The sequence below is a fragment of the Pseudomonas neuropathica genome (assembly GCF_051174785.1).
In the GTDB taxonomy this organism is placed as follows: domain Bacteria; phylum Pseudomonadota; class Gammaproteobacteria; order Pseudomonadales; family Pseudomonadaceae; genus Aquipseudomonas; species Aquipseudomonas neuropathica_A.
Genome location: NZ_CP195111.1, coordinates 5,755,212 through 5,779,793 on the forward strand (window position 1 = coordinate 5,755,212; position 24,582 = coordinate 5,779,793).

22 protein-coding genes and 1 pseudogene are annotated in these 24,582 nt (G+C 58.7%); 9 read left to right on the plus strand and 14 right to left on the minus strand.

Features of this window, described 5'->3' with window-relative positions; genetic code table 11:
- Window positions 1–12 precede the first annotated feature (12 nt).
- Window positions 13–2,604 (plus strand): DNA ligase D, encoded by a 2,592-nt coding sequence (gene ligD / locus ACRRSD_RS25940; protein WP_435036147.1) that lies wholly within the window; start codon window positions 13–15, stop codon window positions 2,602–2,604.
- Here ligD and ACRRSD_RS25945 read toward each other — a convergent pair whose 3' ends face one another.
- From ACRRSD_RS25945 to sodC, 3 genes are all read right to left on the minus strand, one after another.
- Complete coding sequence (locus ACRRSD_RS25945) at window positions 2,605–3,006, minus strand: hypothetical protein (RefSeq protein WP_435036149.1); 402 nt, start codon at window positions 3,004–3,006, stop codon at window positions 2,605–2,607.
- Between the two features lie 80 nt (window positions 3,007–3,086).
- Window positions 3,087–3,401 carry a DUF2388 domain-containing protein gene (locus tag ACRRSD_RS25950; protein WP_034152501.1) on the minus strand — a complete coding sequence of 105 codons (315 nt, stop codon included), beginning with the start codon at window positions 3,399–3,401 and terminating at the stop codon, window positions 3,087–3,089.
- A 159-nt stretch (window positions 3,402–3,560) separates the two neighbouring features.
- The gene (gene sodC / locus ACRRSD_RS25955; protein WP_435036150.1) at window positions 3,561–4,082 is read right to left on the minus strand and encodes a superoxide dismutase [Cu-Zn] SodC; all 522 of its coding nucleotides are present in this window, start codon (window positions 4,080–4,082) and stop codon (window positions 3,561–3,563) included.
- Between the two features lie 244 nt (window positions 4,083–4,326).
- Here sodC and ACRRSD_RS25960 point away from each other — a divergent pair.
- Both ACRRSD_RS25960 and ACRRSD_RS25965 read left to right on the plus strand, forming a co-directional pair.
- A pseudogene (locus tag ACRRSD_RS25960) lies at window positions 4,327–5,082 on the plus strand (MCP four helix bundle domain-containing protein); the annotation flags it as partial.
- Between the two features lie 132 nt (window positions 5,083–5,214).
- Window positions 5,215–5,940 (plus strand): methyl-accepting chemotaxis protein, encoded by a 726-nt coding sequence (locus ACRRSD_RS25965; protein ID WP_435038545.1) that lies wholly within the window; start codon window positions 5,215–5,217, stop codon window positions 5,938–5,940.
- A gap of 141 nt (window positions 5,941–6,081) precedes the next feature.
- Here the strand turns inward: ACRRSD_RS25965 and ACRRSD_RS25970 are convergent, their stop codons facing one another.
- Window positions 6,082–6,513, minus strand: a complete 432-nt coding sequence (locus ACRRSD_RS25970; protein WP_435036152.1) for a nuclear transport factor 2 family protein — start codon at window positions 6,511–6,513, stop codon at window positions 6,082–6,084.
- A gap of 471 nt (window positions 6,514–6,984) precedes the next feature.
- On the opposite strand from ACRRSD_RS25970, the gene mqo reads away from it, so the two are divergent.
- Window positions 6,985–8,631 (plus strand): malate dehydrogenase (quinone), encoded by a 1,647-nt coding sequence (gene mqo / locus ACRRSD_RS25975; protein WP_435036154.1) that lies wholly within the window; start codon window positions 6,985–6,987, stop codon window positions 8,629–8,631.
- A 165-nt stretch (window positions 8,632–8,796) separates the two neighbouring features.
- On the opposite strand, the gene ACRRSD_RS25980 is transcribed toward mqo, so the two are convergent.
- Complete coding sequence (locus ACRRSD_RS25980; protein WP_435036156.1) at window positions 8,797–9,228, minus strand: nuclear transport factor 2 family protein; 432 nt, start codon at window positions 9,226–9,228, stop codon at window positions 8,797–8,799.
- Window positions 9,229–9,664: 436 nt separating this feature from the next.
- On the opposite strand from ACRRSD_RS25980, the gene ACRRSD_RS25985 reads away from it, so the two are divergent.
- Window positions 9,665–10,111, plus strand: a complete 447-nt coding sequence (locus ACRRSD_RS25985) for an NUDIX hydrolase (protein ID WP_435036158.1) — start codon at window positions 9,665–9,667, stop codon at window positions 10,109–10,111.
- A 186-nt stretch (window positions 10,112–10,297) separates the two neighbouring features.
- Here ACRRSD_RS25985 and ACRRSD_RS25990 read toward each other — a convergent pair whose 3' ends face one another.
- Window positions 10,298–10,489: a hypothetical protein gene (locus ACRRSD_RS25990; RefSeq protein WP_435036160.1), complete on the minus strand. Its 192-nt coding sequence runs from the start codon at window positions 10,487–10,489 to the stop codon at window positions 10,298–10,300.
- Window positions 10,490–10,776: 287 nt separating this feature from the next.
- Here ACRRSD_RS25990 and ACRRSD_RS25995 point away from each other — a divergent pair, with 287 nt between their 5' ends.
- The 3 genes from ACRRSD_RS25995 (at window position 10,777) to ACRRSD_RS26005 (ending at window position 14,712) form a co-directional block, all read left to right on the plus strand.
- Window positions 10,777–12,273, plus strand: coding sequence for a helix-turn-helix transcriptional regulator (locus ACRRSD_RS25995; RefSeq protein ID WP_435036162.1), 1,497 nt, complete (start codon window positions 10,777–10,779; stop codon window positions 12,271–12,273).
- Between the two features lie 135 nt (window positions 12,274–12,408).
- Entirely contained in the window at window positions 12,409–12,666 is a 258-nt protein-coding gene (locus tag ACRRSD_RS26000; RefSeq protein ID WP_435036164.1) for a DUF1652 domain-containing protein, read from the plus strand.
- A 1,656-nt stretch (window positions 12,667–14,322) separates the two neighbouring features.
- On the plus strand, window positions 14,323–14,712 hold the full coding sequence (locus ACRRSD_RS26005; protein ID WP_435036166.1) for a trimeric intracellular cation channel family protein: 390 nt from the start codon (window positions 14,323–14,325) through the stop codon (window positions 14,710–14,712).
- A 129-nt stretch (window positions 14,713–14,841) separates the two neighbouring features.
- Here the strand turns inward: ACRRSD_RS26005 and ACRRSD_RS26010 are convergent, their stop codons facing one another.
- Window positions 14,842–15,609 (minus strand): SDR family oxidoreductase, encoded by a 768-nt coding sequence (locus tag ACRRSD_RS26010; protein ID WP_435036168.1) that lies wholly within the window; start codon window positions 15,607–15,609, stop codon window positions 14,842–14,844.
- A gap of 22 nt (window positions 15,610–15,631) precedes the next feature.
- Window positions 15,632–16,699, minus strand: coding sequence for a phosphotransferase family protein (locus ACRRSD_RS26015; protein WP_435036169.1), 1,068 nt, complete (start codon window positions 16,697–16,699; stop codon window positions 15,632–15,634).
- A gap of 191 nt (window positions 16,700–16,890) precedes the next feature.
- Between ACRRSD_RS26015 and ACRRSD_RS26020 the strand changes: the two genes are divergently transcribed.
- Window positions 16,891–17,286 (plus strand): DUF4280 domain-containing protein, encoded by a 396-nt coding sequence (locus ACRRSD_RS26020; protein WP_007911072.1) that lies wholly within the window; start codon window positions 16,891–16,893, stop codon window positions 17,284–17,286.
- A 353-nt stretch (window positions 17,287–17,639) separates the two neighbouring features.
- Here the strand turns inward: ACRRSD_RS26020 and ACRRSD_RS26025 are convergent, their stop codons facing one another.
- The 6 genes from ACRRSD_RS26025 to tssH all read right to left on the minus strand — a co-directional run bounded on the left by ACRRSD_RS26025 (window position 17,640) and on the right by tssH (window position 24,581).
- A complete protein-coding gene (locus ACRRSD_RS26025; RefSeq protein WP_435036170.1) occupies window positions 17,640–18,182 on the minus strand; it encodes a toxin-antitoxin system YwqK family antitoxin in 543 nt (180 codons plus the stop codon).
- A 12-nt stretch (window positions 18,183–18,194) separates the two neighbouring features.
- Window positions 18,195–20,204, minus strand: a complete 2,010-nt coding sequence (gene tssI, locus ACRRSD_RS26030; RefSeq protein ID WP_435036171.1) for a type VI secretion system tip protein TssI/VgrG — start codon at window positions 20,202–20,204, stop codon at window positions 18,195–18,197.
- A gap of 57 nt (window positions 20,205–20,261) precedes the next feature.
- Window positions 20,262–20,762: a hypothetical protein gene (locus ACRRSD_RS26035; RefSeq protein WP_435036172.1), complete on the minus strand. Its 501-nt coding sequence runs from the start codon at window positions 20,760–20,762 to the stop codon at window positions 20,262–20,264.
- A gap of 17 nt (window positions 20,763–20,779) precedes the next feature.
- Window positions 20,780–21,313, minus strand: a complete 534-nt coding sequence (locus tag ACRRSD_RS26040) for a hypothetical protein (protein ID WP_435036173.1) — start codon at window positions 21,311–21,313, stop codon at window positions 20,780–20,782.
- Window positions 21,314–21,397: 84 nt separating this feature from the next.
- Window positions 21,398–22,012, minus strand: a complete 615-nt coding sequence (locus ACRRSD_RS26045) for a hypothetical protein (protein ID WP_435036174.1) — start codon at window positions 22,010–22,012, stop codon at window positions 21,398–21,400.
- 28 nt (window positions 22,013–22,040) lie between these two features.
- Window positions 22,041–24,581: a type VI secretion system ATPase TssH gene (gene tssH / locus ACRRSD_RS26050; RefSeq protein ID WP_435036175.1), complete on the minus strand. Its 2,541-nt coding sequence runs from the start codon at window positions 24,579–24,581 to the stop codon at window positions 22,041–22,043.
- Window position 24,582 lies beyond the last annotated feature (1 nt).

Below are 24,582 nucleotides of genomic sequence, written 5' to 3' on the forward strand. Positions count from 1 at the left end.
GGCAGGTGCGCAATGAGCAGAAACCTTGACGACTACAACCGCATGCGCGACTTCTCGGCGACGTCCGAGCCGGCCGCCGTCAAGCGTTCGGGGCGTAAAGCCGCCACGGATCACGCGTTGCAGTTCTGCATCCAGAAGCACGACGCATCGCATCTGCACTATGACTTTCGTCTGGAACTCGATGGCGCCTTGAAGAGCTGGGCGGTGCCGAAAGGGCCGTCGCTCGATCCCAAGGTCAAACGTCTGGCGGTGCACGTCGAGGATCATCCGCTGGATTACGCGACGTTCGAGGGCAGCATTCCCGAAGGGCATTACGGCGCCGGGGATGTAATTGTCTGGGATCGCGGCGTGTGGATCCCGCTGGAAGATCCGCAGAAGGCCTACGCCAAGGGCAAGCTCAAGTTCGAACTGCAAGGCGAAAAGCTCGGTGGCATCTGGAACCTGGTGCGCACGCACATGCCGGGCAAAAAAGAACAATGGTTTCTGATCAAGCATCAGGACGATGCCGCGCGGCCGCAAGATGATTACGACGTGCTGCTGGCCGAGCCGGACAGTGTGCTGAGCGAACGCACGATCGTCGACAAACCCAAACTGGCCGCCGAGCAAAGCAAACCGCTGAAGAAACCTGCGGCGAAAACCCGCAAGCCCGCGAGCGGCAAGCTCACCGGTGCGCACAAGGCCAGACTGCCGACGCAGCTCAAGCCGGAACTGGCCACGCTGGTCGACAGCGCGCCCGAGGGGCAGTGGAGCTACGAGATCAAGTTCGACGGCTACCGGATCATGGCGCGCATCGATCATGATCAGGTGCAACTGTTCACTCGCAACGGTCACGACTGGACGCACAAGTTGCCGCAACAGGCCGCAGCCTTGGCGGCGCTGGGATTGGAGTCGGCGTGGCTGGATGGTGAAATGATCGTCGCCAACGAACAGGGCGTGCCGGATTTTCAGGCCCTGCAAAATGCCTTCGAAGCCGGGCGCAGCGGCAACATTCTCTACTACTTGTTCGATCTGCCTTATCTCAACGGCGTCGACTTGCGCGAAGTGCCGGTCGAGGAACGTCGCGCGGCGCTGGCCACGGTGCTTGGCAGCCATGAACAACCGTTGCTGCGCTTCTCCGAAGCTTTCGACGAAACTCCGGACGCACTGCTCAACAGCGCCTGCCAGATGCAGATGGAAGGCCTGATCGGCAAACGTCTCGGCTCGCCGTATGTGTCGCGGCGCAGCGGCGACTGGATCAAGCTCAAGTGCAAACATCGTCAGGAATTCGTCGTCGTTGGCTACACCGATCCGAAAGGTTCGCGCAGTGCCTTCGGCGCATTGCTGTTGGGGCTGCACGACCGCGACAGCGGTGAATTGCGCTATGCCGGCAAGGTCGGCACCGGTTTCAACGAGTCGACGTTGAAAAGCATTCTGGCCCAACTCAAACCCTTGCAGGTGAAGAAGCCGGCGGTGGTCAATCCACCCAGCGGGTTCGAAGTCAAAGGTGTGCATTGGCTCAAACCGAAACTGCTGGCAGAAGTCGCATTTGCCGAAATGACCAAGGACGGTTCGGTACGCCACGCCGTGTTCCATGGCTTGCGCGATGACAAACCGGCCAAGGACATCACAGAGGAGCGAGCGAAACCGGTGAAGACTGCAGAGAAAAAAACGCCTGCGAAAAAACCGCCGAAAAAGGCCCCTCCAAGCAACGCCGAAACCGCGCCGTCTCAACTCGGGCTGGCTAACGGCAAGGTGCGCATCACGCACCCCGATCGGGTGATCGACGCAGTCAGCGGCACCACCAAGATGCAACTGGCCGAGTATTACGCGAGCGTCGCCGAATGGATTTTGCCGCAGCTCAAGGATCGTCCGGTCGCCTTGGTGCGCGCCCCGGACGGCATCGCCGGCGAATTGTTCTTCCAGAAAAACGCCGAACGCCTGGCGATCCCCGGCATCACCACACTGGACAAAGACGTCACCGGGCAACCGGTGATGCTGATCAACAATGCCGAAGCGCTGATTGGCGCGGTGCAGATGAGCACCGTCGAACTGCACACCTGGAATGCGACCACGGTCGATCTGGACAAGCCTGATCGCTTCGTCCTCGACCTCGACCCGGATCCGGCGCTGCCGTGGAAAAGCATGGTCGAAGCGACGGCGCTGACCTTGACCGTGCTCGATGAGCTGGGCCTCAAGGCCTTCCTCAAAACCAGCGGCGGCAAGGGCATCCACCTGGTGGTGCCGCTGACCCGCAAACTCGGTTGGGACGAGGTCAAGGACTTCAGCCACGCTATCGTCACACATATCGCCAAGCTGTTGCCGGACCGCTTTTCTGCGGTGTCCGGGCCGAAAAATCGGGTTGGGCGGATCTTTATCGATTACCTGCGCAACGGTCTGGGCGCCACCACCATCTGCGCTTACGCCGCGCGTACCCGCGAAGGTTTGCCGGTGTCGGTGCCGCTATTTCGCGAGGAGGTCGCCGAGATCAAGGGCGGTAATCAGTGGAACGTGCACAACGTCCACGAGCGGCTGGCGGAGGTCGGTGACGAGCCATGGGCCGACATGAAGAAAACCCGCCAGAGCATTACCGCTGAGATGCGCAAACGCCTGGGCCTGAAAAAGTAATCAGGTGTCGCGCAGCAAGTCGTGGGCGTTGAGCAGTTCGAAGGCGATTTCCGGGTGGTTTTCCAGGCCGCGGCGGATGGCGGCCGGGATCGCTGCACGGGTCTTGCGGCACAAGCCGGGCAACTCGTCGATCTGAATGGCGATACCGCGCATGGTCCGCACTTCGTTGAAGCCGGGGGCGACGTCGACGCGCAGGCCCAATTGCTCAAACATCCGCTGTTGCAGATGTTTGAGGTCATTCAGGTCTTTGAGCATTTCGAGGCGAGCGAGCAGGCGCTTCTCTTCTTCACGGGTCAGACGCAGGATGCGCACATCCGCGCCAGGTGTCTCCAGCAACGGGTCGCGCCCGCAAATGCAGGCGCCGGGCGGGCAGGGGGAGCGCAAAGGCGCAGAAGTCGTCATGGCCTCCATCATAGAGGCCGTCGGACAGTTTTGCCTATGCGCCTTCAGCGGCCATCCATCGGCTGCTTTATCCGTGACGGCTACTGATTCAGGCCTTCGTAATGCACCAGAATCGCGTTGGCCAGATCTTCATCGCTGGCATTGAGTCCAGGATTGTCCTGGCGCGCCTGTTGCAGCACCGATTCAAGATAAACCCCACGAATGGCCCCGCCGCTGGCGACAAATGCAGACAAGTCGTCACGGGCCGGAATCACCATTTTGTGATCCTTGAAGGTCGAGTACAGCGACGCGGAGACACCGGCCGAAGTGGCGACGTCACCCGCATCAACACGGGCCAACGCCGAGCCGACCGGCAGGCATAAAAGTAAAGAAGAAACGAGCACTAACTTGCGCATGACGGTGTTCCTCCACAAGCGCGAAGCAAAAAGGGAAGGACTACATAATGTGAGAGGGGCGCGGCGGGCGGGAGTTCCGTGGCGCTGGAAAGTCTGCGCTATTGCGAGACAGACGCGGGCAACACCATGGCGGGCTGCCCGGTTTTATTTCATGAGGGTTCAGATCACCCCGCACGCCATGCGATCACCGCCACCGCCCAGCGGTTTGGGCATGTCGGCATGGTTATCACCACCGGCGTGGATCATCAGCGCGTGCCCTTTGATCTCGGAGATTTTTTTCAGACGCGGCGCCAGTACCGGGTAATTGGCGACGCCGTCAGCCGTCACGTAGACCGCCGGCAGGTCACCCAAATGGCCGTCAGCGTACGGGCCGAGATGTTTGCCGGTTTTCTGCGGATCGAAATGCCCACCCGCGGCCAGTGCGGCGCCTTTGACGCCATCCTTCATACCCGCTTCGCAACTGGCATTCTCATGCACATGGAAGCCATGCACGCCTGCTGGCAGGGATTTCAGATCGGGTGTGAACAACAGGCCATACGCGGTTTCACTGATGGTGACCGAGCCGATCGCCTGCGGTGCGCCGTCAGCGCTGACCAGATTGATGGCGACTTTTTCCGTCGCCGCGTGTGCGGTACCGATGGCGAAGGTGCCGAGCAAACCCAACCACAATGCGCGTTTCATAGCGTTTCCTTTTGCTGCATGAGAATTCAGAACGACGGAATCAATAGCCTGCCGGCATTAACCGGTGATGAAGGCGTTGGCCGTGCGCGTTGAAAAGTGAGACTTGCCGCGCAATCCGAAAGTTTTGCGGCAGTCTGCCTGCATGTCGACACCTGCTGACACGCTCTGGCGCGGCAGACCCGTGCAAATAGGCTTAACTGAAGGCTGACAAGCGCTTACGGGCGTAACGAGAGAGGAAAATCCGGTGTCGATCAAACTGCGTTTAGTGTTGCTGATTGTGACAAGTCTGCTGACGGCCTTGATCGTGAGTCTGGTCAGTTACGTCGGCAACCAGCGGATGGCCTCGGCGGTCAGCGACAACGCGGTCAGCATGAGCGCGCTGCGCAACCACATGGAAGCCGACATGATGCACGACGCCCTGCGCGCCGATGTCTACTCGGCGATGCTGGTGGGGCTAGGCAAAAGCACGAGTACGGCGAGCGAGGTGCGTGATTCGATCAACGAACATGCCGGGCATTTTCGCGAGGTGCTTGAAGACAACCTCAAGTTACCGATCAACCCGACATTGCGCACCGCGCTGGAGCAGATCAAGCCGAGCCTCGATACCTACATCAACACCGGCGAGCGGATCGTCGGGTTGGCGCTGGACAATCCCGATGCCGCTCAACAGGAACTGGGCACCTTCAACACGGCATTCAGTCAGCTCGAAGAACAGATGGCCGCTTTGAGCGAACTGATCGAGTCCAATACCCGGCAGACCAGTGCAGGCACCGAAGCTGCCATCCGCAATGCCAACCTCGCGCTCGGCGTGGTGTTGATCGCCAGTCTCGTGTTGCTGTTGATTCAGGGGCGCTGGGTCATCCTGAGCATCATGGGGCCGTTGAAGGCCGCCAGCCGTATCGCCGAAAGCATCGCCCACGGCAACCTCAGCGAGCCGATCGCCGAGCCGTCCGGCAAGGACGAAGCCAGTGTCCTGATCCGCACATTGGCGACCATGCAGCGCGACTTGCGCAACATGATCGACGTGGTACGGCGCAATGCTCATGGCGTCAGTGGCATGAGCGAACAACTCAGCCAGGGCTGCCATCAGGTCGCCGACAGTAGCCAGCAGCAAAGCGTGGCTGCCGGCACCATGGCTGCGGCCGCCAGCCAGATGACCGCGAGCATCGAGGAAATCACCCGCCACGCCGAACGTGCCCTGAGCATGGCCAGTCAGGCCGAGACCCTGGCCAAGGAGGGCGGCGGCGTGATTCATCAAGTGGTCAGCGACATGGACGATATCGCCCGATCTGCGCAACAGTCGGCCCAGGTGATCCGCACGCTGGATCAGGAATCCGAAGCCATTTTCAACATCATTCAGGTGATCAAGAGTATCGCCGACCAGACCAACCTGCTGGCGCTCAATGCTGCCATTGAGGCGGCCCGGGCCGGGGAGCAGGGCAGGGGCTTTGCAGTGGTGGCTGACGAAGTGCGCAGTCTGGCGGCACGTACCAGCGCCTCGACCCAGGAAATCGCAGCGATGGTCGCGCGCATTCAGCACAGCACCCGCGAGGCGGTCAGCAGCATGGAGGCGGGCGTCGCGCAGGTCGACAAGGGCATGGCGGTGACGGCGGATGTCGAACGCGCTATTCGCGAAATCCTTGAAGCGACGTTGAGCACGACGCAACTGGTCAACGACATCACCCGCACGATTGGCGAACAGAGTCAGGCCAGTAACGAGATTGCCCATCAGGTGGAAATGATTGCCGGGATGTCCGAGGGCAACAGCCGGGTAATCGGGAAAACGGCGAATACTACGGACGAGTTGTCGAGCCTGGCGGGGCAACTGGCGCAATCGGTGGATCGGTTTCGGTTGTAACCAGGAAGATTTGTAGTGCCTGGGCTGCCGTCTTCGCGAGCAGGCTCGCTCCCACCTTTGGAATGCATTCCCTTGTGGGAGCGAGCCTGCTCGCGAAGACGGCAGCCCAGTCAACATCTATTCAGAGTCGGTTAACCCCGATCAGAACTTGAACGCCTGCCGCCCCACCAGCAACCACTTGCCATCCTGCTTCTGCCAGATCTGGAAATTCTCGATCTCGGTCGGCACGACTTCGGTCCCCTTCAACGCCTGCGCCGAAAAATGGTGGCGCACCAGCGCGGTATCGCCGGACAGGGTGATGGTCTGGTTTTGCATTTCCAGGGTCTTAAACGCGCTCTTGCCGGTTTCGATGTCGGCAATGAACTCCTTCTTGTCCTGAATCTTGCCGCTGGAGTGGCCGTAAGTCAGGTTGGGCGCGGTGAGCGCGTTCAGTTCGGCGATGTCCTTGTGCAGCATCGCCTGGGTCAGATGGTCCACCGCTTGGGCGACATTTTTTTCCGCCGGGGCAGGGGCGGCCATGGCGTAACCGTTGAAGGCACAGAGAAATCCGATCAGCAGTCGGGTCTTGGTCATGGAGGTTGTTTCCTTGTTGTTATGGGGTAATGACTGATTCATCAGTCATCGTACAACCTAGCAGATAATTTCAAGATAGGGCACTGCCTCAATGCGCTGATCGTCGGGGTCATGTTCAGCCTTCGTCGGCCGATAATGTCCTGAGCGGAAAAAGACTCTCAAGTCTGGAACAGACGCGCGGGTTTGCCCTGACGTGATATTCTTCGCGCCAACTTGGTTTGACCTTATTCAGTTTGCTTGCCTCTGGGCGGGCCGACGGAATCCCTGTCGCTCAAGTAGCTGAGCCAATAATGATAAGAAGTCAGTTCAGAAGGGACATTAACTGAGGTCGATGCAGCACGTCGGCCTTGTGTGCCCACCCGTCAAAATTGAAGTGTGCCGGAATCTGCGACGCTAGCCTGAGCGTCATCAAAGCGGATCGCATGCAGATAACAGCGGCGGGCGGAAGGCGTTTTATCATAGGTGCAACAGATGTTTAAAAAAGTGAACACAGCCCTGCTGGGTCTGGCTTTGGCGATGGGGATGACATCCGCCAATGCTGACGAAGCAAAGAAAGTCGACGTCCTGCTGATCGGCGGCGGCATCATGAGCACCACCCTCGGTGTGTGGATCAATGAGCTGGAACCGAGTTGGTCGATGGAAATGGTCGAGCGCCTCGACGGCGTCGCCCTGGAAAGCTCCAACGGCTGGAACAACGCCGGTACCGGTCACTCGGCGCTCGCTGAGCTGAACTACACCCCGGAAGACGACAAAGGCAACGTGACGATCCCGAAAGCCGTCGAGATCAACGAAGCGTTCCAGGTCTCCCGTCAGTTCTGGGCCTGGCAGGTTCAGCAAGGCGTTCTGAAGAACCCTCGCTCGTTCATCAACACCACTCCGCACATGAGCTTCGTGTGGGGCGATGACAACATCAAGTTCCTGAAAAAGCGTTACGAAGCCCTGCAAGCGAGCCCGCTGTTCGCCGGCATGCAGTACTCCGAAGACCCGGCTGTGATCAAGAAGTGGGTCCCGCTGATGATGGAAGGGCGTGACCCGAACCAGAAAATCGCGGCCACCTGGAGCCCGCTGGGTACCGACATGAACTTCGGCGAAATCACTCGCCAGTTCGCCGCGTACCTGCAGACCAAGCCTAACTTCGATCTGAAACTGTCGAGCGAAGTCCAGGACATCACCAAGAATGCCGATGGCACTTGGCGCGTCAGCTACAAAAACCTGAAAGACGGCACTAAAACCGAAACCGACGCCAAGTTCGTATTCATCGGCGCGGGCGGCGGTGCACTGCACCTGCTGCAGAAGTCGGGCATTCCTGAAGCCAAGGAATACGCTGGCTTCCCGGTAGGCGGCTCGTTCCTGGTGACCGATAACCCGGCCATCGCTGAGCAGCACCTGGCCAAGGCCTACGGTAAAGCGTCGGTTGGCGCACCACCGATGTCCGTTCCGCACCTGGACACCCGTGTTCTGGACGGCAAGCGCGTCATCCTGTTTGGCCCATTCGCGACCTTCAGCACCAAGTTCCTCAAGGAAGGCTCGTACCTGGACCTGCTGACCAGCACCACCACCCACAACATCTGGCCGATGACCAAGGTCGGCATCAAGGAATACCCGCTGGTCGAGTACCTTGCTGGCCAACTGATGCTGTCGGATGAAGACCGTCTGAACGCGCTGAAGGAATACTTCCCGAACGCCAAAGCCGAAGACTGGCGCCTGTGGCAAGCCGGCCAACGCGTGCAAATCATCAAGCGTGATGAAGCCGCTGGCGGCGTGCTGAAACTGGGCACCGAAATCGTTGCTGCACAAGACGGCTCCATCGCCGGCCTGCTGGGCGCATCGCCAGGCGCGTCGACCGCTGCACCGATCATGCTGAGCGTGCTGCAGAAAGTCTTCAAAGACAAAGTCGCAACGCCTGAGTGGCAATCCAAGCTGCACCAGATCGTGCCAAGCTACGGCACTCAGCTGAACAGCGATCCAGCCAAAGTGGCTGCAGAGTGGGCTTACACCGCCAAAATCCTCGAACTGCCGACGCCGCCAGTGATCGGTCAGGTGGCTGCTCCGGCTGCACCTGCCGCTGGAAAAGCAGAAGCACCGAAGGAAAACGCTGCACGTGACATGGCGCTGTAACTAGCTGCCAGAGGCACAAAGCCCACTGAACCGGCGACGGTCAGTGGGCTTTTTTATGGCAAAGAGTTTTGTAGGAGCTGTCGAGTGAAACGAGGCTGCGATCTGTTGATCTTGATCTTGCTTTTGAAAGATCAAGATCAACAGATCGCAGCCTGCGGCAGCTCCCTACAGGGCTTTGGCGGACGCCAGATAAGCACCGAGGCGCCGGCCCATCTCTTCGCCCAAGGCTTGCAGACCGCTGAGTGGCCGCACCATCACCTCGAACTCGACAATCTTGCCGCGCTCATCAAAGCGAATCATGTCGATACCTTTCAACTCCTTCGGCCCCACCTTGGCGCTGAACTCCAGAATCACATTCAGTCCGTCCGCCGTTGCCAGTTCACGGTGATACTCAAAGTCCTCAAATACCTCGAACACGGTGTTGAGAATCATCGCCACCACCGGCGCGCCGGGGTAGGGCGTGTGGGCCATCGGCGAACGGAACACGGCTTTGGGGTCAAGCAACTTGGGCAAGGCGCGCAAGTCGCCGGTGCGGATCATTTCGTGCCATTGCGTCAGGGATTCGGCGACGTTGGGCTGCAGATTCAGGTCAGTCATGTTCACTCCGGGATTTTTGTTGTTCTTCGCGCCACCGCAATGACTCTAGATCAACGGCGGCGAAAGGAAACCCTTGTGCATCGAGCTGAATATCCGCCTATGACCCGTGCAGATCAGATGCGCATCTGATCCGTATTTTTTCGCTATATCTGACTCTGTAACCGGCGCAGTCAAACCCTCAAAATGCCCCGGCAGTGCGGTCACTCGCGACAGTCCTTCATTTCGAAGTGTCCCGTGCACCGCAAACCCGGCATTGAGGAGAGCAACATGAACAAGATGGCGATTTTCCTGGGTGGCTTTCTGACACTGACCATTCTGATTGGCTTGCTCGCAACGATCTCACCGGTCTGAAGTTGCGGCCAGAGGATGATATTCGGGGGCGCGCGATTCGTGTTTAAATGCCGCGCCCTGAAAACCCGTAAATGGATTTCACCTGATGGCCGAACAACGTATCCGCGCACTCGCACTTTGCGTTTTTCATCATGACGGCAAGATTCTGGTCAACGCGTTCCGTGACCCGGTCAGCCGGCAAACCTGCTTTCGGCCCATCGGTGGCGGTATCGAGTTTGGCGAGACCAGCGCCGAAGCTATCGTGCGCGAAGTGCAGGAGGAGTTGGGCCTGTCCATGACCGACGTGCGCCTGCTCGGCACACTCGAAAGCCTCTTCGTCTACAACGGCAAGCCGGGTCACGAAATCGTTCAGGTGTACGACGCCAGGTTTGTCGACCCGAGCGTATACGTCCAAGCGCAGATTCACGGTCATGAAAGCGACGGCGCGCCGTTCACCGTGCGTTGGCATGACAACTCAAGCTTCAGCGAGCAGGCGCCGTTGGTGCCGAAAGGCTTGCTCGATCTGCTGAAGAATGCCGGATTGCTGGTCTGAGAACCGGCGAAGGATCAGGTTCATCGGGCCGCCGGGACGAAGCTGGCAATCGCGGCCCATGTGATGGCGGTGTCTGTGCTGTCCTCTTCGCGAGCAGGCTCGCTCCCACAGTGATTGCGGCTGAACACAAGCTTTGTGAGTTACCCAAAACCCTGTGGGAGCGAGCCTGCTCGCGATAGCGGAATGTCAGTCACCGCTGTTTCGACGGGGATCGACGCCGTCCGGATTGCCGATGTCCAGCAGCCTTCTTTCCACCAAAACATTTTCCAGCGCCTTGCGCTCGACCGGCTTCATTTGGTGTTCACGCTTTTTCAGCTCCAGCAGAATCGGGCTGGACCAGGCGCGATAGGTCTGTTCAATGTTGCGACGCGACGTCATCAGTCTCTCCTTGATCAAAAGCCCGGTGAAGCTGGCAGGGGCTCAATCCGATGAGGTATTAACGTTAGACGACAAAGCTTGAAGTCGCGAATGCACCTCGATCCGCTGCAAGCCTTCGCCTGCTCGCGAAAGCGTAGTGTCAGTCGGCATCTGCTTCGAAATGACACACCGCCTTCGCGAGCAGGCTCGCTCCCACAAGGGAATGGTGATCGGGTTGAAGCCGTCGGCACGATCACGGGTGGCTGCGGTCGTACTCTTCACATGGGCGTATCACTTGTGGAGATCCAATGAGCCAGGAAGTCCTGACCACCGAAACCAACCGCCGCCAGTTGCAGCAGATCATCGCCGGGCTGTCCGACGGGGTGATTCTGCTGGAGCTGGATCAGAGCATTCTCTGGGCCAACGAAGCCGCGCTGGCCATGCACGGTGTCAGCCGGATCACCGATCTGGGCCACAATGCCGACGAATACGCCAAGAAATTCAATCTGCGTTATCGCAACAATCACTCGATCAGCGCCGAAAACTACCCGATCAGCCGCGTGGCGCGTTGTGAGAGTTTCAATGACGTGTTGATTGAAGTGTCGCCGATCGACGATCCGGACCGCATCTGGGTGCACAGCGTGCGCAGCATGATCCTCACGGATCGCGAGGGGCAGCCCGAGTCGTTGGTGCTGATCATGAGCGATGTCACCGATTGGGCTAACGCCGAGCAGCGCTTCGAAAGGACGTTTAACGCCAACCCGGCACCGGCAGTGATCTGCCGGCTCAGTGATCTGCGTTACATCAAGGTCAATCCGGGATTTCTGGAGATGACGGGCTACACCCGTGAGCAGGTGATTGGCACTTCCTCTTATGAAATCGACATTTTCGAGCAGGCCGAACGCCGGGATCTGGCTATTCAGCGCCTGCGCGATGTCGCGACCATTCCGCAGATGCAGGCCGAGCTGCGCCTGCCCGATGGCAGCAGCAAACAGGTGATCGTCGCCGGTCAGCCGCTGACGCTCAACGACGAGGATTGCATGCTGTTTTCCTTCGTCGACATGGAGCTACGGCACAAGGCCGAGGTGGCGCTGCGCCAGAGCGAGGAGCGGTTTGCCAAGGCGTTTCGCCTGACGCCGGTGCCGATCCTGATTTGCAGTGCCGACGAACAGCAAGTGATCGACGTCAATCAGGCGTTCCTCGATACCCTGGCCTACGACAGCGAGGACATGCTCGGCAAAACCGTGACGCAGCTGGATTTCATCGATGACAGCGGCGCGCGTACGCGGTTGCTGGCGGCGCTGGCGAAAAACGGTCGGGTGGATCGGGTGGATGTGCGGGTACGCAAGAAGGATGCCGATCTGCTCGAATGTGCGCTGTCCGCCGATACCGTGAATATTCAGGACATGCCGTGTTATTTGCTGGTGTTGATGGACATCACCGAGCGCAAGCGCACCGAACTTGAATTGGTGGCGGCGATTGAAGAGGTGATGAAGGACGCTTCCTGGTTCAGCCGTACGTTGATCGAGAAACTGGCCAATGTGAAGAAGGTCAACTCGCCGCAACTGCCGAGCGTTTCGTTCACTGATCTGACGGCGCGTGAGCGTGATGTGCTGGGGTTGATCTGTGAAGGGCTGGCGGACAAGGAGATCGCGGCGCGGCTGAAACTCGCTCCCAATACGGTGCGAAATCATGTGGCGACGGTGTATTCCAAGCTGGATGTGCACAGCCGCAGTGAGGCGATTGTCTGGGCGCGCGAGCGTGGTTTGTTTTCCGGGGATTCGGGTGGCAAGGGCCAGCGATGAGGTGCAAATGCACTAGTTGGAATGGTGCAAATTGAGGTGTTGGCGGGTGAGGTCTGTTCTTAGTCTGGTGGGGTGCGATACGAGGCTTTTTGGCTCGGGATCGCGGCCCTTCGCAGTCGTTAAAGGAACAGTCTGATGATGAATCTTGCACAGTTGCGCGCGCAGCTTGAACGCAGTTTTTCGCCGCTGGCGTGTGAGTGTCTGGTGGATGGTGATCATTCGCTGACCGTGAAGCTTTATCACCCGGTGTCGGGGCAGGTGGATCTGGTGATCAGTGGGTTGAAGCTTGATGCGCTGCGCACGCCTGAGTCGGTTGATGCTTTGATTGAAGAATTGCGGTATGAGCTGGAGAGCAATTCTTTGCGTTCGTTTCGGGATCCGGATTTGGCTTAGGGCTTTTGGGCTTGGCGGCCTTTGGGCCGACCAGGCTCTTGGGGTTTTGGGTGTATATCCGTTTTTTGGGGGGCTGCTGCTGGCGGTTTCGCTCTTACAGCGAGTCACCTTTTCCAAACGCCGAAAAGGTAACCCAAAAGGCTTTGCCCTGACGTTCGGCCCCTCGCTGGAGCTCGGGGTTCCTTCGCTCCGGGATCGATCCGGGGGCATCGCCTACGGTTTGCTTCGCTGCACCTCCTCTCGATGTGTTCGACTTCGTCGAACGGTCGCTGCGCTCCCACCCCCGGATCAATCCCTCCACTCAGCCTGCCGACGGGCTCTAGGATCAAAAGCTGCAGCCGAGCTAACGCTCATCCTGTTGAGTGGTGAAAAGCAGGGGCGGTCGCAATTTGCTCTTGCTCTTCGGTGGGAGCGAGCCTGCTCGCGAAGGCGGCCTTACAGCCGACCAATATCTTCCAGATGTACATGATCCCTGTGGGAGCGAGCCTGCTCGCGAAGAGGCCCTGTCCGGCAATGCACATTCCAATCTGCCAACCTTCTCAACCCCCAACGCAAAACCGACAGCCATAACAACCCCACATGGCGGCCTTACAGCCGACCAATATCTTCCAGATGTACATGATCCCTGTGGGAGCGAGCCTGCTCGCGAAGAGGCCCTGTCCGGCAATGCACATTCCAATCTGCCAACCTTCTCAACCCCCAACGCAAAACCGACAGCCATAACAACCCCACATGGCGGCCTTACAGCCGACCAATATCTTCCAGATATACATGATCCCTGTGGGAGCGAGCCTGCTCGCGAAGAGGCCCTGTCCGGCAATGCACATTCCAATCTGCCAACCTTCTCAACCCCCAACGCAAAACCGACAGCCATAACAACCCCACATGGCGGCCTTACAGCCGACCAATATCTTCCAGATATACATGATCCCTGTGGGAGCGAGCCTGCTCGCGAAGAGGCCCTGTCCGGCAATGCACATTCCAATCTGCCAACCTTCTCAACCCCCAACGCAAAACCGACAGCCATAACAACCCCACATGGCGGCCTTACAGCCGACCAATATCTTCCAGATGTACATGATCCCTGTGGGAGCGAGCCTGCTCGCGAAGAGGCCCTGTCCGGCAATGCACATTCCAATCTGCCAACCTTCTCAACCCCCAACGCAAAACCGACAGCCATAACAACCCCACATGGCGGCCTTACAGCCGACCAATATCTTCCAGATATACATGATCCCTGTGGGAGCGAGCCTGCTCGCGAAGAGGCCCTGTCCGGCAATGCACATTCCAATCTGCCAACCTTCTCAACCCCCCCAACGCAAAACCGACAGCCATAACAACCCCACATGGCGGTTTTACTGGCGCATGCAGGGCACTCGGCTATAAAGAATGAGTGGTCAGGTCTTCCGTGGTCGGTTCGGTCGCGGGAGTGGCTCTTCCATTCATCGCGGGGCGTCCTATGAACCATCCCGGGAAACGCGTGTTGCCGTTGGCTTTTTTTGCAGTGCTGTTGGCTGGCTGCGCCAGTCCTCCACCCCCTCCACCGGTAGCGCCACCTCCGCCGCCGGAACGCACTTGTCAGGTTCTCGAAAACACCGAGGTCGCTGGCGACATGTACGCCGACGGGCAGGTCACTCGACACATCACCACTACCCGTTGCGTCACGCAATAGCGCCGGCGGGGCGCAAGTCCCGGGTTGAGCGGATTGTGCTGGTGGCCGACCTGGCCGGTACGGCGGTGTTTGCCGTGGAAGGCGCCATTGCGGCGATGCGCAGTCAGCTCGACTTGCTCGGGGTGATGGTGATTGCGTTTATCGTCGCCCTCGGTGGCGGGGTGATTCGCGACATTGTGCTGGCGCGGATACCGGTGGTGCTGCAGGCCGACCTCTATGCGAGTTCTGCGTTTGTCGGTGCGGCGGTGTTGGTCATTGGCCGCAGGTTGGGCGTTTCACCGGTAGCGGCGGCGTTGCTGGCGGGGGCGGGGTGTTTGCTGCTGCGGTTGTTGTCGGTGCATTTCGGCTGGCAATTACCGAAAGTCATCGCCTGATACACAAATCCCTGTAGGAGCTGCCGAAGGCTGCGATCTTTTGATTTTGATTTTTTACAAACAACATCAAAAGATCGCAGCCTTCGGCAGCTCCTACAGGGACAAGATCAGTTCAAGTCCCGAGTGGGATCAGGACAGGAACCCACCATCCACATTCAGCGCAACCCCGGTGGTGTAGCTCGACGCATCACTCGCCAGATACAACACCGCACCGGCCATTTCACTTGGATCCGCCACGCGCTTGAGCGGGATCTGCGTCAGTGCCTGCTTGAGGATCGCATCGTTCTTCACCAGCGCCGAAGCGAATTTGGTGTCGGTCAGGCCCGGCAGCAGGGCGTTGCAGCGGATGCCGAACTGTGCGCATTCCTTGGCGAAAACCTTGGTCATATTGATCACCGCCGCCTTGGTCACCGAGTAGATGCCCTGAAAGATCCCCGGCGAGATGCCGTTGATCGACGCGACGTTGATGATGCTGCCGCCACCGTTCTCGCGCATCAGCTTGCCGGCTTCGACCGACATGAAGAAGTAGCCGCGAATGTTGACGTCGACGGTCTTCTGGAACGCGCCCAAATCGGTGTCCAGCACGTTGCAGAACTGCGGGTTGGTCGCGGCGTTGTTGACCAGAATGTCGAGGCGGCCGAACTGTTCCTTGATCCCGGCGAATACCTGGCTGATCTGCTCCATCTCACCGATGTGGCAGGCCACCGCAGTGGCTTTGCCGCCAGCAGCGACGATTGCGTCGGCAACGTGCTGGCAGCCATCGAGTTTGCGGCTCGAAACGATCACGTGAGCGCCTTGCTGGGCGAGGAGTTTGGCGATGGCTTCACCGATGCCACGGCTGGCGCCGGAGACGAAAGCGATTTTGCCGTCGAGGTCGAACAACTGAGTCTTGGACATAAGGGTTCCTGGGTGTGGGCCGTCAGAGGCTCGATTTCGCAATGACCTGCAAGCTCATCTGCTCCAGCAGTTTGTTCATGTGAATGAACTGCGCGAAGCGTTTGTCCTGGGTCTGGCCGTGGTAGAAGCGGTAGTAGATCTGCTGCACGATGCCAGCCAGGCGGAACAGGCCGTAGGTGTAGTAGAAGTCGAAATTGTCGATCTGGATGCCCGAACGCTCGGCGTAGTAATCGACGAACTCGCGGCGGGTGAGCATGCCCGGTGCGTGGCTCGGCTGGCGACGCATCAGTTGCACCGGCGCCGGGTCATCGGCCTGAATCCAATAGGCGAGGGTGTTGCCCAGGTCCATCAGCGGATCGCCGAGGGTGGTCAGTTCCCAGTCGAGCACGCCGATGATCTGCATCGGATTCTGTGGGTCGAGAATGACGTTATCGAAGCGATAGTCATTGTGGACGATGCTCGAGGTCGGGTGGTCGGCCGGCATCTTGTCGTTGAGCCAGGTTTTGACCGCCTCCCAGTGTGGCGCGTCCGGGGTCAGGGCTTTTTCGTAGCGTTCGCTCCAGCCTTTGATCTGGCGCGCGACGTAGCCTTCCGGTTTGCCCAGGTCGCCGAGGCCGCAGGCGTTGTAATCGACGCGGTGCAGTTCGACGAAGCGGTCGATGAAGCTCTTGCACAGCGCTTCGGTTTTCGCTGAGTCGAGGCCCAGTTCCGGCGGCAGTTCCGAGCGCAGGATGATCCCGTTGACCCGTTCCATCACGTAGAACTCGGCGCCGATCACCGATTCGTCGGTGCAGTGCACGTAGGCTTTCGGGCAATACGGGAAGCCGTCGCGCAATTGATTGAGGATGCGGAATTCACGGCCCATGTCGTGGGCGGATTTGGCCTTGTGGCCAAACGGCGGGCGGCGCAGGACGAATTCCTGTTCCGGGTATTCCAGCAGGTAGGTCAGGTTCGACGCACCGCCGGGAAACTGGCTGATCGCAGGTGTGCCGCTGAGGCCCGGAATGTGCGCCTTGAGGTACGGATCGATCCGGCTGGCATCGAGTTCTTCGCCAGAGCGGATACGGGTGGACTGGTCAGTAAGCGCCATGCTTATCCCTTCTGCTTATTTTGGAGGCCAGACATCATTGGCTAATCTAATGGCGCGTTCAGGTCGCCACAAGCGCGGGTCGGTCTTATAGGTTAGCGTGTTGCCGGATAATCACCTTTGGGAATGTGCGCGACGAGCCGCAGCAGGCTAAGGTTTAGCGGGTATGCCATGGGCGAGAAGGAGCTTGGAAAATGGGCTGTCCGCAAGTCTGTGCCACCGCCACCTTGCAATGCAGCTTCGGCGCCGCGCCGTCGATGCTCAACGTGTTGCCAGTGAACCGCACGCTGACCGGCGGGATGCCGGCGGCGAACATCATGGATCACATCCCGCTGGTGAATATCCTGCCGTTCGGTGTGTGCATGAGCATGGCCAACCCGATGGTCGCCGCTGCAACTGCCGCCGCGCTGGGGGTGTTGACGCCGATGCCTTGTATTCCGGCGACGGCCACACCGTGGATTCCCGGCGGGGCGCCGACGTTGTTGCTGGGCGGGATGCCGGCGATCGATGCCAACAGCACGTTGATGTGCAACTGGGCGGGGGTGATCAAGATTGTGGTGCCGGGGCAGATGCAGATGCTCATTCCCTGAGATTTTACGTTTATCCGAATACTGCGGTCCCTCACCCCAGCCCTCTCCCAGTGGGAGAGGGAGCCGACCGAGGTGTCTATCGCGATACATCGACTTGAACGACCGAGTCGATTATGGATTCACAATATATCTTTCATGTCGGCGTAACTCGCCAATCTCCCCTCGATCAGATCCCTCCACCCGCGGAGGGAAAGGGAGCCGACCGTGGTGTTCCCAAAAATCTTTCGACCCGAACGACCGAGTCAATTAAGGATTCACTGCATATCTTTCACGTCGGCGTAACTCGCCAATCTCCCCCGATCAGTTCCCTCTCCCTCTGGGAGAGGGCTAGGGTGAGGGGCTCTTCTGGGTTTTCAAACCTGCTGCGGATCCGCCCACTGCCGATACCACCAGCGCACCCGTGAAATCGGCTTGCCATCCGCGCCTAACGGCCGGCCATCCTCGGCAAAGCCTTGCTCCGGCTCCAGCAATTGCCCGTTCAGATAGCGCGCTTGCACCGCCGGTTTGCCATTGGGATGAAAGCGCTGATAAGGGCCTTCACGCACGCCATCGCGATAAAACTCAGCCTCCGCTACTTGCCCGTCGGGGAAGTAATTGAACGCTTCGCCATGCAGCAACCCGCGTCGATACGTCGCCTTACGCTGTAGAAACCCTTCTGGCGCGTAAAAACTCGCCAGCCCTTGCAACTTGTCGCGCACAAACGGCATCTGCGCCGAGACCTTGCCGTTGGGGTGATAGAGCAGTGACGTGCCTTGCAGCTCACCCCGGCTGTAATGCAGATCGGCTTGTTTGCGCCCGTCATCCTTGATGTGCAACGGGCCATCGAGTTGACCGTCCTGCAAACGCCCCTTGAGTTGCTTGTCATCCTGCTGCAGATCCAGCGGTGTGATCGCCATGGCTGCTCCTTGTCAGTTGACCTGCACCAAACCGCCCTTGATGGTCAGCATGCCGCCGCCATCCACGGTCTGCGAGGCCGCGCCTTTGTTGGTCAGGCTGATTCCGGCGTCGTTGGTCAGCGTCGTCCCGGCCTTGTTGTCCAGTGAGGTGCCGGCCTGATTGGTCAAGGCAGTGCCGGCCTTGTGCGTGATCGAGGTGCTGGCCGAGGTCGCCAGATCGGCGCCGCTCTTGATCGTGAAGCTGCCGCCACTTTGCAGGGTCAGGGTGCCGCTGACCTTGATCGTCAGGTTGCCATCCACCGTCAGGCTGTAATCGCCGCTGACCTTGTCGGTGTAATTGCCGCCGGTGCTGTGATTCTGGTCGGCGCCGACCGTCACCGTACGGCTGTCTTTGACATCGAGGCTGTCGCTGCCGGTCTGGATCGTGACGCTGCGTTTGCCTTTCTCCAGCGTCACGGTCTCGTCGCCGTCCTTCACCGTGCGGGTGCGGGTGTTCTGGACTGTGAGGGTTTCGTCGTGGCCGACAGTCGCGGTGGTGTCGTTGAGCACGTTGATGTTGAGATCTTTCTGCGCCTGCAAGAACACCTCTTCAGCGTCCTTCTTGTCCTCGAAGCGCAATTCGTTGAAACCGCCACCGCCCTTGGACGATTGGGTCTTGATCCCCGATTGCGTCTGATTCGCCGGGAGGGCATAGGGCAGGGCGTTGTCGCCGTTGTAGACGCAACCGGTCACTAGCGGCCGATCCGGATCACCGTCGATAAACGTGACGATGACCTCCTGACCGATGCGCGGAATGAACTGCATGCCAAAGCCTTTTCCACTCCACGGCAACACCACGCGCACCCAGCAGGAACTGCTTTCATCATTCTTGCCGTCGCGATCCCATGGGAACTGCAACTTGATCCGACCGTATTCGTCGGTCCAGATTTCCTCACCGGACTTGCCCACGACAATGGCCGTCTGCGGATGCATGCGCGGTTTTGGCGTGAGACGTTGTGGACGGAACGGCGTGGCTTTGGGGATGGCTTCGAAGCGATTGCGATAGCTTTCATGGCTAGCGTCATGGGTGACTCGCGTGACGACCCAATCGATATTCAGGCTTGCATCGTCATGCCCGTCGAGGGTGAACCAGTGCCCCGGAATCAGCCAACGGCAGTCGCTTTCACCGACAAAGCGTTGCTCCTCGCTGCGCAAGCCGTCAACCCGTTGCTTGGTCAGCGCATCACCGCGAGCCTTGGCGTTGTAGCCGCCCGGGTGCTCATAGATCGAAAGCGGTCCGGCCACGGCTTCGGCCTGGCCGTAGAGTGAAGTGGTCGGCGTGGTGAACTCATAATCCGTCGCCCGATAGACCCCGGCTACCGCTTGCAGACACACTTGCCCGGAGCGGATCCCATGCAGTTCACGCTCGCCCAATCCCTGGCCCAGGTACTTGACCGTCGGCCCGTTGGGTATTTGTACGAAGGCATCGTTGCTGTCGCCGAGCACCAGGGTGTGCTTGCCTTCGTCGTGGGTGAAGAACCAGAAAATGCCTTCTTCTTCCAGCAGCCGCGAGACGAAGGCGAAATCGGTTTCGCTGTACTGCACGCAATATTCGCGCGGGGTGTAACTGCCGGTAAGCGACAGTTTGAAATCGGTGAAGCCGTGGGCCTTGAAAATCGTCGTGACAATGTCTGAAGTGGCGAGGTTCTGGAACACGCGGTTGTTGCTCGCGAGGGTCAGCCACCAGAGCCATGGTCTTAATACCAACTGATAGCGTTCGGCGGTGGCATCGGCAGGCAGTTGGCGAATCTCGGCGACCAAGGCGTCGAAGGGGCGCAGTTGCGCGTCGTTGTGCAGGGTAGTGGTGACATGGGTGGCGACGGCAGTGGTCAGGGTGAGCGAGGCGCCATCGTTGAGGCCACTGAGCATTTGCGAACCGAGCGCATTGAGCGCTTCTTCACCGGACAGAAACTCAGGATAAAGCGCCGACAGCGAAGTGGCGGTGAGGGAGAACGAGGTGTTGCTGTCGGTGGATCGTGGCATCGAACATCCTCAATGGCCGTGTCGGGTTGTGCATCTACGCTCACGCCTGTCTGTGCATCACCAGTTGGCCATGGTTCGGACTGGAAGGTTATCCAGAGTCACGAGAAAGTACGTCGTATAGTGGTCAGGCGTGTAAAACAGTAAGTCTCTGGCATATTCAAGTAATAACCTTCCGCCTCCTGTTCCGCTGAACTCGACGAGAGTTGGAATTTGGTTATTTGCGTGCCCTGTCGCCGCTGCCTCGGAGTAACAGAGCCAGCAAAGCTTGATTTTCTTCTTGTTCATGGTGTTCGATTGATAGAGGTTTCCGATTGAACCTCTATTAGGGTATAGCGTTCTTAAAAATCCAATGTTCTGGACACTTACATTGAAACTGCCGATTCCGTGAGCGCTGCGTATGCCATGAAAGCCAAGTGAAGCCGATGCTCCCGGATTGTTGAAATCAATGTTGCCCACATGACCCGCAATATCGTCGTTAACTGCTTGGATGCGAGCGATCACCCCTCTTTCAACATCCGAAAGCGCCAGTGTTTCGCGAATACTTGCAACGTTAGCCATAACGTTCTCCTTTTGTATCAGTGGTACCAGTTGCCGAAGTGATATTCATATTTGGTGGGGAGAATGAAATGGTTCTGCTGCTCGTAATAATCATATTCCAGTGTCATCGACGTTTGTGATGTGTTGTGAATGATGCTGCTCATTGATTGCCTGAGCCCCTCTTCAATATAGGAAAGGTCGAACAGGCAGATATTTCCCTGACGGTGTTCCTTGTCCAGACTTTTATCCATTACATCTATCAAACTATCCAGAAGCGTCCCGAAACCCTGGCGGGACTCATAACTCGGATAGATGGTTTTGATATCGGCCTGATACAAAATACCTGCGATCAAGACCCCGACGTCATAGCTGTCGTCGGTGGGGGCAATGCAGCTCAGATCCGTTTTTGACGGCCTGTTGGCTTCAAATAACTTTGCAATCGCCACGAACTCACGACTTTTCGCGTCGCCCACGGGCTCTCCCACAATGGCGTGTGTTTTCTTAGCCGCTGCCGCACTGACATTGACTCGGGCGATGACTTTTCCGTCGAACTTTACCTCGTGAATGGACATTGTTTTTCTCCAGTTGGTTGTCTGCGTACACCGCCATCCACGCCAGAAAATGTTTCAGGCACTGATCACATCCCCTGCAGCTTTCTAGTTACGTGTTTCATTTGAGCTCACATAAATGAGTGCATTCAGATCCACACCCAAAATATCGTGGATGCTGAGTGTCCTTCTTCCATTGCAGTCTCTGTCACGCATCGGGTAGGGGTCGAAAATGCCAACGTTGAGTTCTTTTGCAACATCATTGTAGAAAACGTCAGTGATGACCACGGAATGGCCTAGCGTGGAGGGGTTTCCAGGCGGTTGAGTGCTGGCAAGGATCAACCCGTTTTGCAACGGGAACATCAACTTTTCCAACTCGACTCGATTAATCAACATGCTGCTGTCGAGATTCATTCGTTGAGCAAAAAAGCCGTATTTTTTAAAAAGATCGATGGCCGCTTTAGTCTCAAGGGCTGGTTGCAATCCATCGATGTTACGGCTGCGATACTCTGCACATCGCTCCAGCAAAAAATCGTTTACACCAGAAATGGAAGCGATTTTTTGCTTTGCCAAATGGTTGAGGATGGTGGCGATAGAGGCCCGCGTACAGTCATTGGTATTGACCTGTTGCGTTACGATCAAATCGCGCGAGGTGTGAAAGTTTCTCGCCATGGTTCCCGGTCGAAACAAGGATTTGGCGATGTATGGGCTTCTTTTGAACATACGATTCCCTTTTTTAGCGTTTCCTGATTTATTCCAATACCCACTCCGCCAACTTCCCCGTCACCTGCGTCATCAATACATTTTCGACATCCCGCGCACCCGCCGCACTGCATTTGGCGAGCACTGCTTTGACAATTCCCGAATCAAACTCGAACTGCTTGCCGGTCGCTGCCTTGTAGCGGCCACGCAACTTCTCAAGCTTGGCGAGCACAATCCCTTCCAGCGTCGCCTCATCCAGCGGCCGATAGGCAACCACGGTCATCCGCGCCAGAAACGCCGGGCGGAACGCTTGCAGCAAGACCTTATGCAGAGCCTCGTTGAAGGCTTCCGAGCCGAGTTGTGCAACCGGTGTGTCGAGCAAAAGCTCGGCGCCGACGTTGCTGGTGGCGAGCATCACGGTGTTCTTGAAGTCCACCACCAAGCCGGTGCCGTCCTCCATCAAGCCTTTATCGAAGACGTTGTAGAACGCCTCGAGCACATCCGGATGGGCCTTTTCGATCTCATCCAGCAACACCACCGAATAGGGTTTGCGCCGCACCGCTTCGGTCAGGACGCCGCCGCTGCCATAACCGACATAACCCGGTGGTGCGCCTTTGAGTTGGCTGACGGTGTGCGCTTCCTGATATTCCGAAAGGTTGATGCTGATCAGGTTGCGTTCGCCGCCGTATAACGCATCGGCCAGGGCGTAAGCCGTTTCGGTTTTACCGACGCCGGTTGGGCCGACCAGCAGGAACACACCCACCGGTTTTTGCGGATCGGTCAGTCCGGCGCGGTAGGCCTGCAAGCGCTGGGCGATGGTGTTGAGCGCGGTGCTCTGGCCCATCACCCGTTGGCCCATGCGCGTGCCGAGGGTGCGCACCGCGTGGGCTTCGTCGGCGAGCATTTTGCCAACGGGGATGCCGGTCCAGCCGGCAATCACGGCGGCGACGGTTTTGGTATCGACCTGCTCGGGTACCAGTGGATCGTCCTGGCGGATCGCATCGAGCCCAGCCTCGAGGCGCAGCAGTTCGGCGGCCAAATGATCGATGCGGCTGTCGGTGGCTTCATCGGGTTTGTCGCTGTCGGCGCGTTCGCTCAAGGCCAGCAGTTCGCGCCGGGTATCGAGCAGTTCGCGCACGGCCACACGCTCTTCGCCCCAGCGGGTTTGCAGTTCGCGAATCGCCTGCACGTTGCTCTTGGACTCACTTTCCAGCAGCGTGATGCGTTCGCGGTGGACCAGCCCGGTGGCCTGTTCACGGCGCAGGCGTTCGACTTCCTCTTGCAGACTTTGCTGGCGATGGCGCAGGCTTTCCAGCGGCGGCGGGACGTCGTGCTGGCCGAGGGCGACCCGGGCGCACGCGGTGTCGAGCACGCTGATGGCTTTGTCCGGTAATTGGCGGCCGGAAATGTAGCGGTGCGAGAGCTTCACCGCTTCATGAATAGCCGCATCGAGCACCTGCACGCCGTGATGCTGTTCGAGTTTGGCGGCGACGCCACGGAGCATTTCCACGGCGGTGATTTCGTCCGGTTCTTCAACCTGCACCAGTTGAAAGCGGCGGGCGAGGGCGGGGTCTTTCTCGAAGTATTTTTTGTACTCCAGCCATGTCGTGGCGGCGAGGGTGCGCAACTCGCCACGGGCCAGCGCCGGTTTCAACAGGTTGGCCGCATCGCTGCCACCCTCGGCACCACCCGCACCGATCAACGTATGCGCTTCGTCGATAAACAGGATGATCGGTTTGTCGGCACTGCGCACCGCATCGATCACGCGTTTCAAACGCTGTTCGAATTCACCTTTGATCCCCGCACCGGCCTGCAACAGACCCAGATCCAGCACGCGCAAACTGACTTCCTGCAACGATGGCGGCACGTCTCCGGCGGCGATGCGCAGGGCCAGGCCTTCGACCACGGCGGTTTTGCCAACACCCGGCGCGCCGACCAGAATTGGGTTGTTCTGTCGACGCCGCAACAGAATGTCGATGCATTGGCGAATCTCGCCGTCGCGGCCAACGATCGGATCAATGCGCCCGGCATGGGCGTCGGCGGTCAGGTCCTGGGTGTATTGATCGAGCACCGAGTCCTGGCGCGCTGCCGGGTTTGCAGAAGGCACAGCGCGCGGGCCGACATGCTCGCGAGAGTTTTCCGTCCACTCCAGCAGGTTCGCGCGCAGTGCTTCTTTGGGAATCCGCAACAACGACGAGGCACTGTTGAGCAACAGACTGCGGCGCTCATCGCGATCAACCAACGCCAGCAACAGCAATCCGGAACGGATGCTGTCGAGCCCCAAGACACTGGCCTGGACCACCGCGTCTTCGAGCAAACCCAAGGTGTGCGACGACAGTGCTGGCGTGCGCGTGCTGCCGGCCTTGAACAGATCCAGTGCTTTGTTGATTTCGGCTGTCAGGGCGTCACGTTCGAGGCCGAAGCGCGGCAACAGAAAAGTCAGATCGCCGCCTTCGATGTCGAGCAGTTCGAGCAACAGATGTTCGATCTCGACAAAGTGATGTCCGCGCTGCAAACAGCGCTGGGCGGCGCGTTCGAGGGCGCGACGATTGTCCGGGTTGAGGCGTCCGATCAGGCTGGCCAGTTCCATG

What these genes read in the sequence shown, in the direction of transcription:
- ACRRSD_RS25995 (WP_435036162.1), top strand. Translation starts at nt 10,777, where the DNA reads ATGAGCCAGGAAGTCCTGACCACCGAAACCAACCGCCGCCAGTTGCAG.
- ACRRSD_RS26045 (WP_435036174.1), bottom strand. Translation starts at nt 22,012, where the DNA reads ATGTTCAAAAGAAGCCCATACATCGCCAAATCCTTGTTTCGACCGGGA.
- ACRRSD_RS26015 (WP_435036169.1), bottom strand. Translation starts at nt 16,699, where the DNA reads ATGGCGCTTACTGACCAGTCCACCCGTATCCGCTCTGGCGAAGAACTC.
- ACRRSD_RS26020 (WP_007911072.1), top strand. Translation starts at nt 16,891, where the DNA reads ATGGGCTGTCCGCAAGTCTGTGCCACCGCCACCTTGCAATGCAGCTTC.
- ACRRSD_RS25990 (WP_435036160.1), bottom strand. Translation starts at nt 10,489, where the DNA reads ATGACGTCGCGTCGCAACATTGAACAGACCTATCGCGCCTGGTCCAGC.
- ACRRSD_RS25970 (WP_435036152.1), bottom strand. Translation starts at nt 6,513, where the DNA reads ATGACCAAGACCCGACTGCTGATCGGATTTCTCTGTGCCTTCAACGGT.
- ACRRSD_RS26010 (WP_435036168.1), bottom strand. Translation starts at nt 15,609, where the DNA reads ATGTCCAAGACTCAGTTGTTCGACCTCGACGGCAAAATCGCTTTCGTC.
- ACRRSD_RS26035 (WP_435036172.1), bottom strand. Translation starts at nt 20,762, where the DNA reads ATGGCTAACGTTGCAAGTATTCGCGAAACACTGGCGCTTTCGGATGTT.
- sodC (WP_435036150.1), bottom strand. Translation starts at nt 4,082, where the DNA reads ATGAAACGCGCATTGTGGTTGGGTTTGCTCGGCACCTTCGCCATCGGT.
- ACRRSD_RS25980 (WP_435036156.1), bottom strand. Translation starts at nt 9,228, where the DNA reads ATGACTGACCTGAATCTGCAGCCCAACGTCGCCGAATCCCTGACGCAA.
- ligD (WP_435036147.1), top strand. Translation starts at nt 13, where the DNA reads ATGAGCAGAAACCTTGACGACTACAACCGCATGCGCGACTTCTCGGCG.
- ACRRSD_RS26040 (WP_435036173.1), bottom strand. Translation starts at nt 21,313, where the DNA reads ATGTCCATTCACGAGGTAAAGTTCGACGGAAAAGTCATCGCCCGAGTC.
- tssI (WP_435036171.1), bottom strand. Translation starts at nt 20,204, where the DNA reads ATGCCACGATCCACCGACAGCAACACCTCGTTCTCCCTCACCGCCACT.
- ACRRSD_RS26000 (WP_435036164.1), top strand. Translation starts at nt 12,409, where the DNA reads ATGATGAATCTTGCACAGTTGCGCGCGCAGCTTGAACGCAGTTTTTCG.
- tssH (WP_435036175.1), bottom strand. Translation starts at nt 24,581, where the DNA reads ATGGAACTGGCCAGCCTGATCGGACGCCTCAACCCGGACAATCGTCGC.
- ACRRSD_RS25945 (WP_435036149.1), bottom strand. Translation starts at nt 3,006, where the DNA reads ATGACGACTTCTGCGCCTTTGCGCTCCCCCTGCCCGCCCGGCGCCTGC.
- mqo (WP_435036154.1), top strand. Translation starts at nt 6,985, where the DNA reads ATGTTTAAAAAAGTGAACACAGCCCTGCTGGGTCTGGCTTTGGCGATG.
- ACRRSD_RS25985 (WP_435036158.1), top strand. Translation starts at nt 9,665, where the DNA reads ATGGCCGAACAACGTATCCGCGCACTCGCACTTTGCGTTTTTCATCAT.
- ACRRSD_RS26025 (WP_435036170.1), bottom strand. Translation starts at nt 18,182, where the DNA reads ATGGCGATCACACCGCTGGATCTGCAGCAGGATGACAAGCAACTCAAG.
- ACRRSD_RS25950 (WP_034152501.1), bottom strand. Translation starts at nt 3,401, where the DNA reads ATGCGCAAGTTAGTGCTCGTTTCTTCTTTACTTTTATGCCTGCCGGTC.
- ACRRSD_RS25965 (WP_435038545.1), top strand. Translation starts at nt 5,215, where the DNA reads ATGGCTGCGGCCGCCAGCCAGATGACCGCGAGCATCGAGGAAATCACC.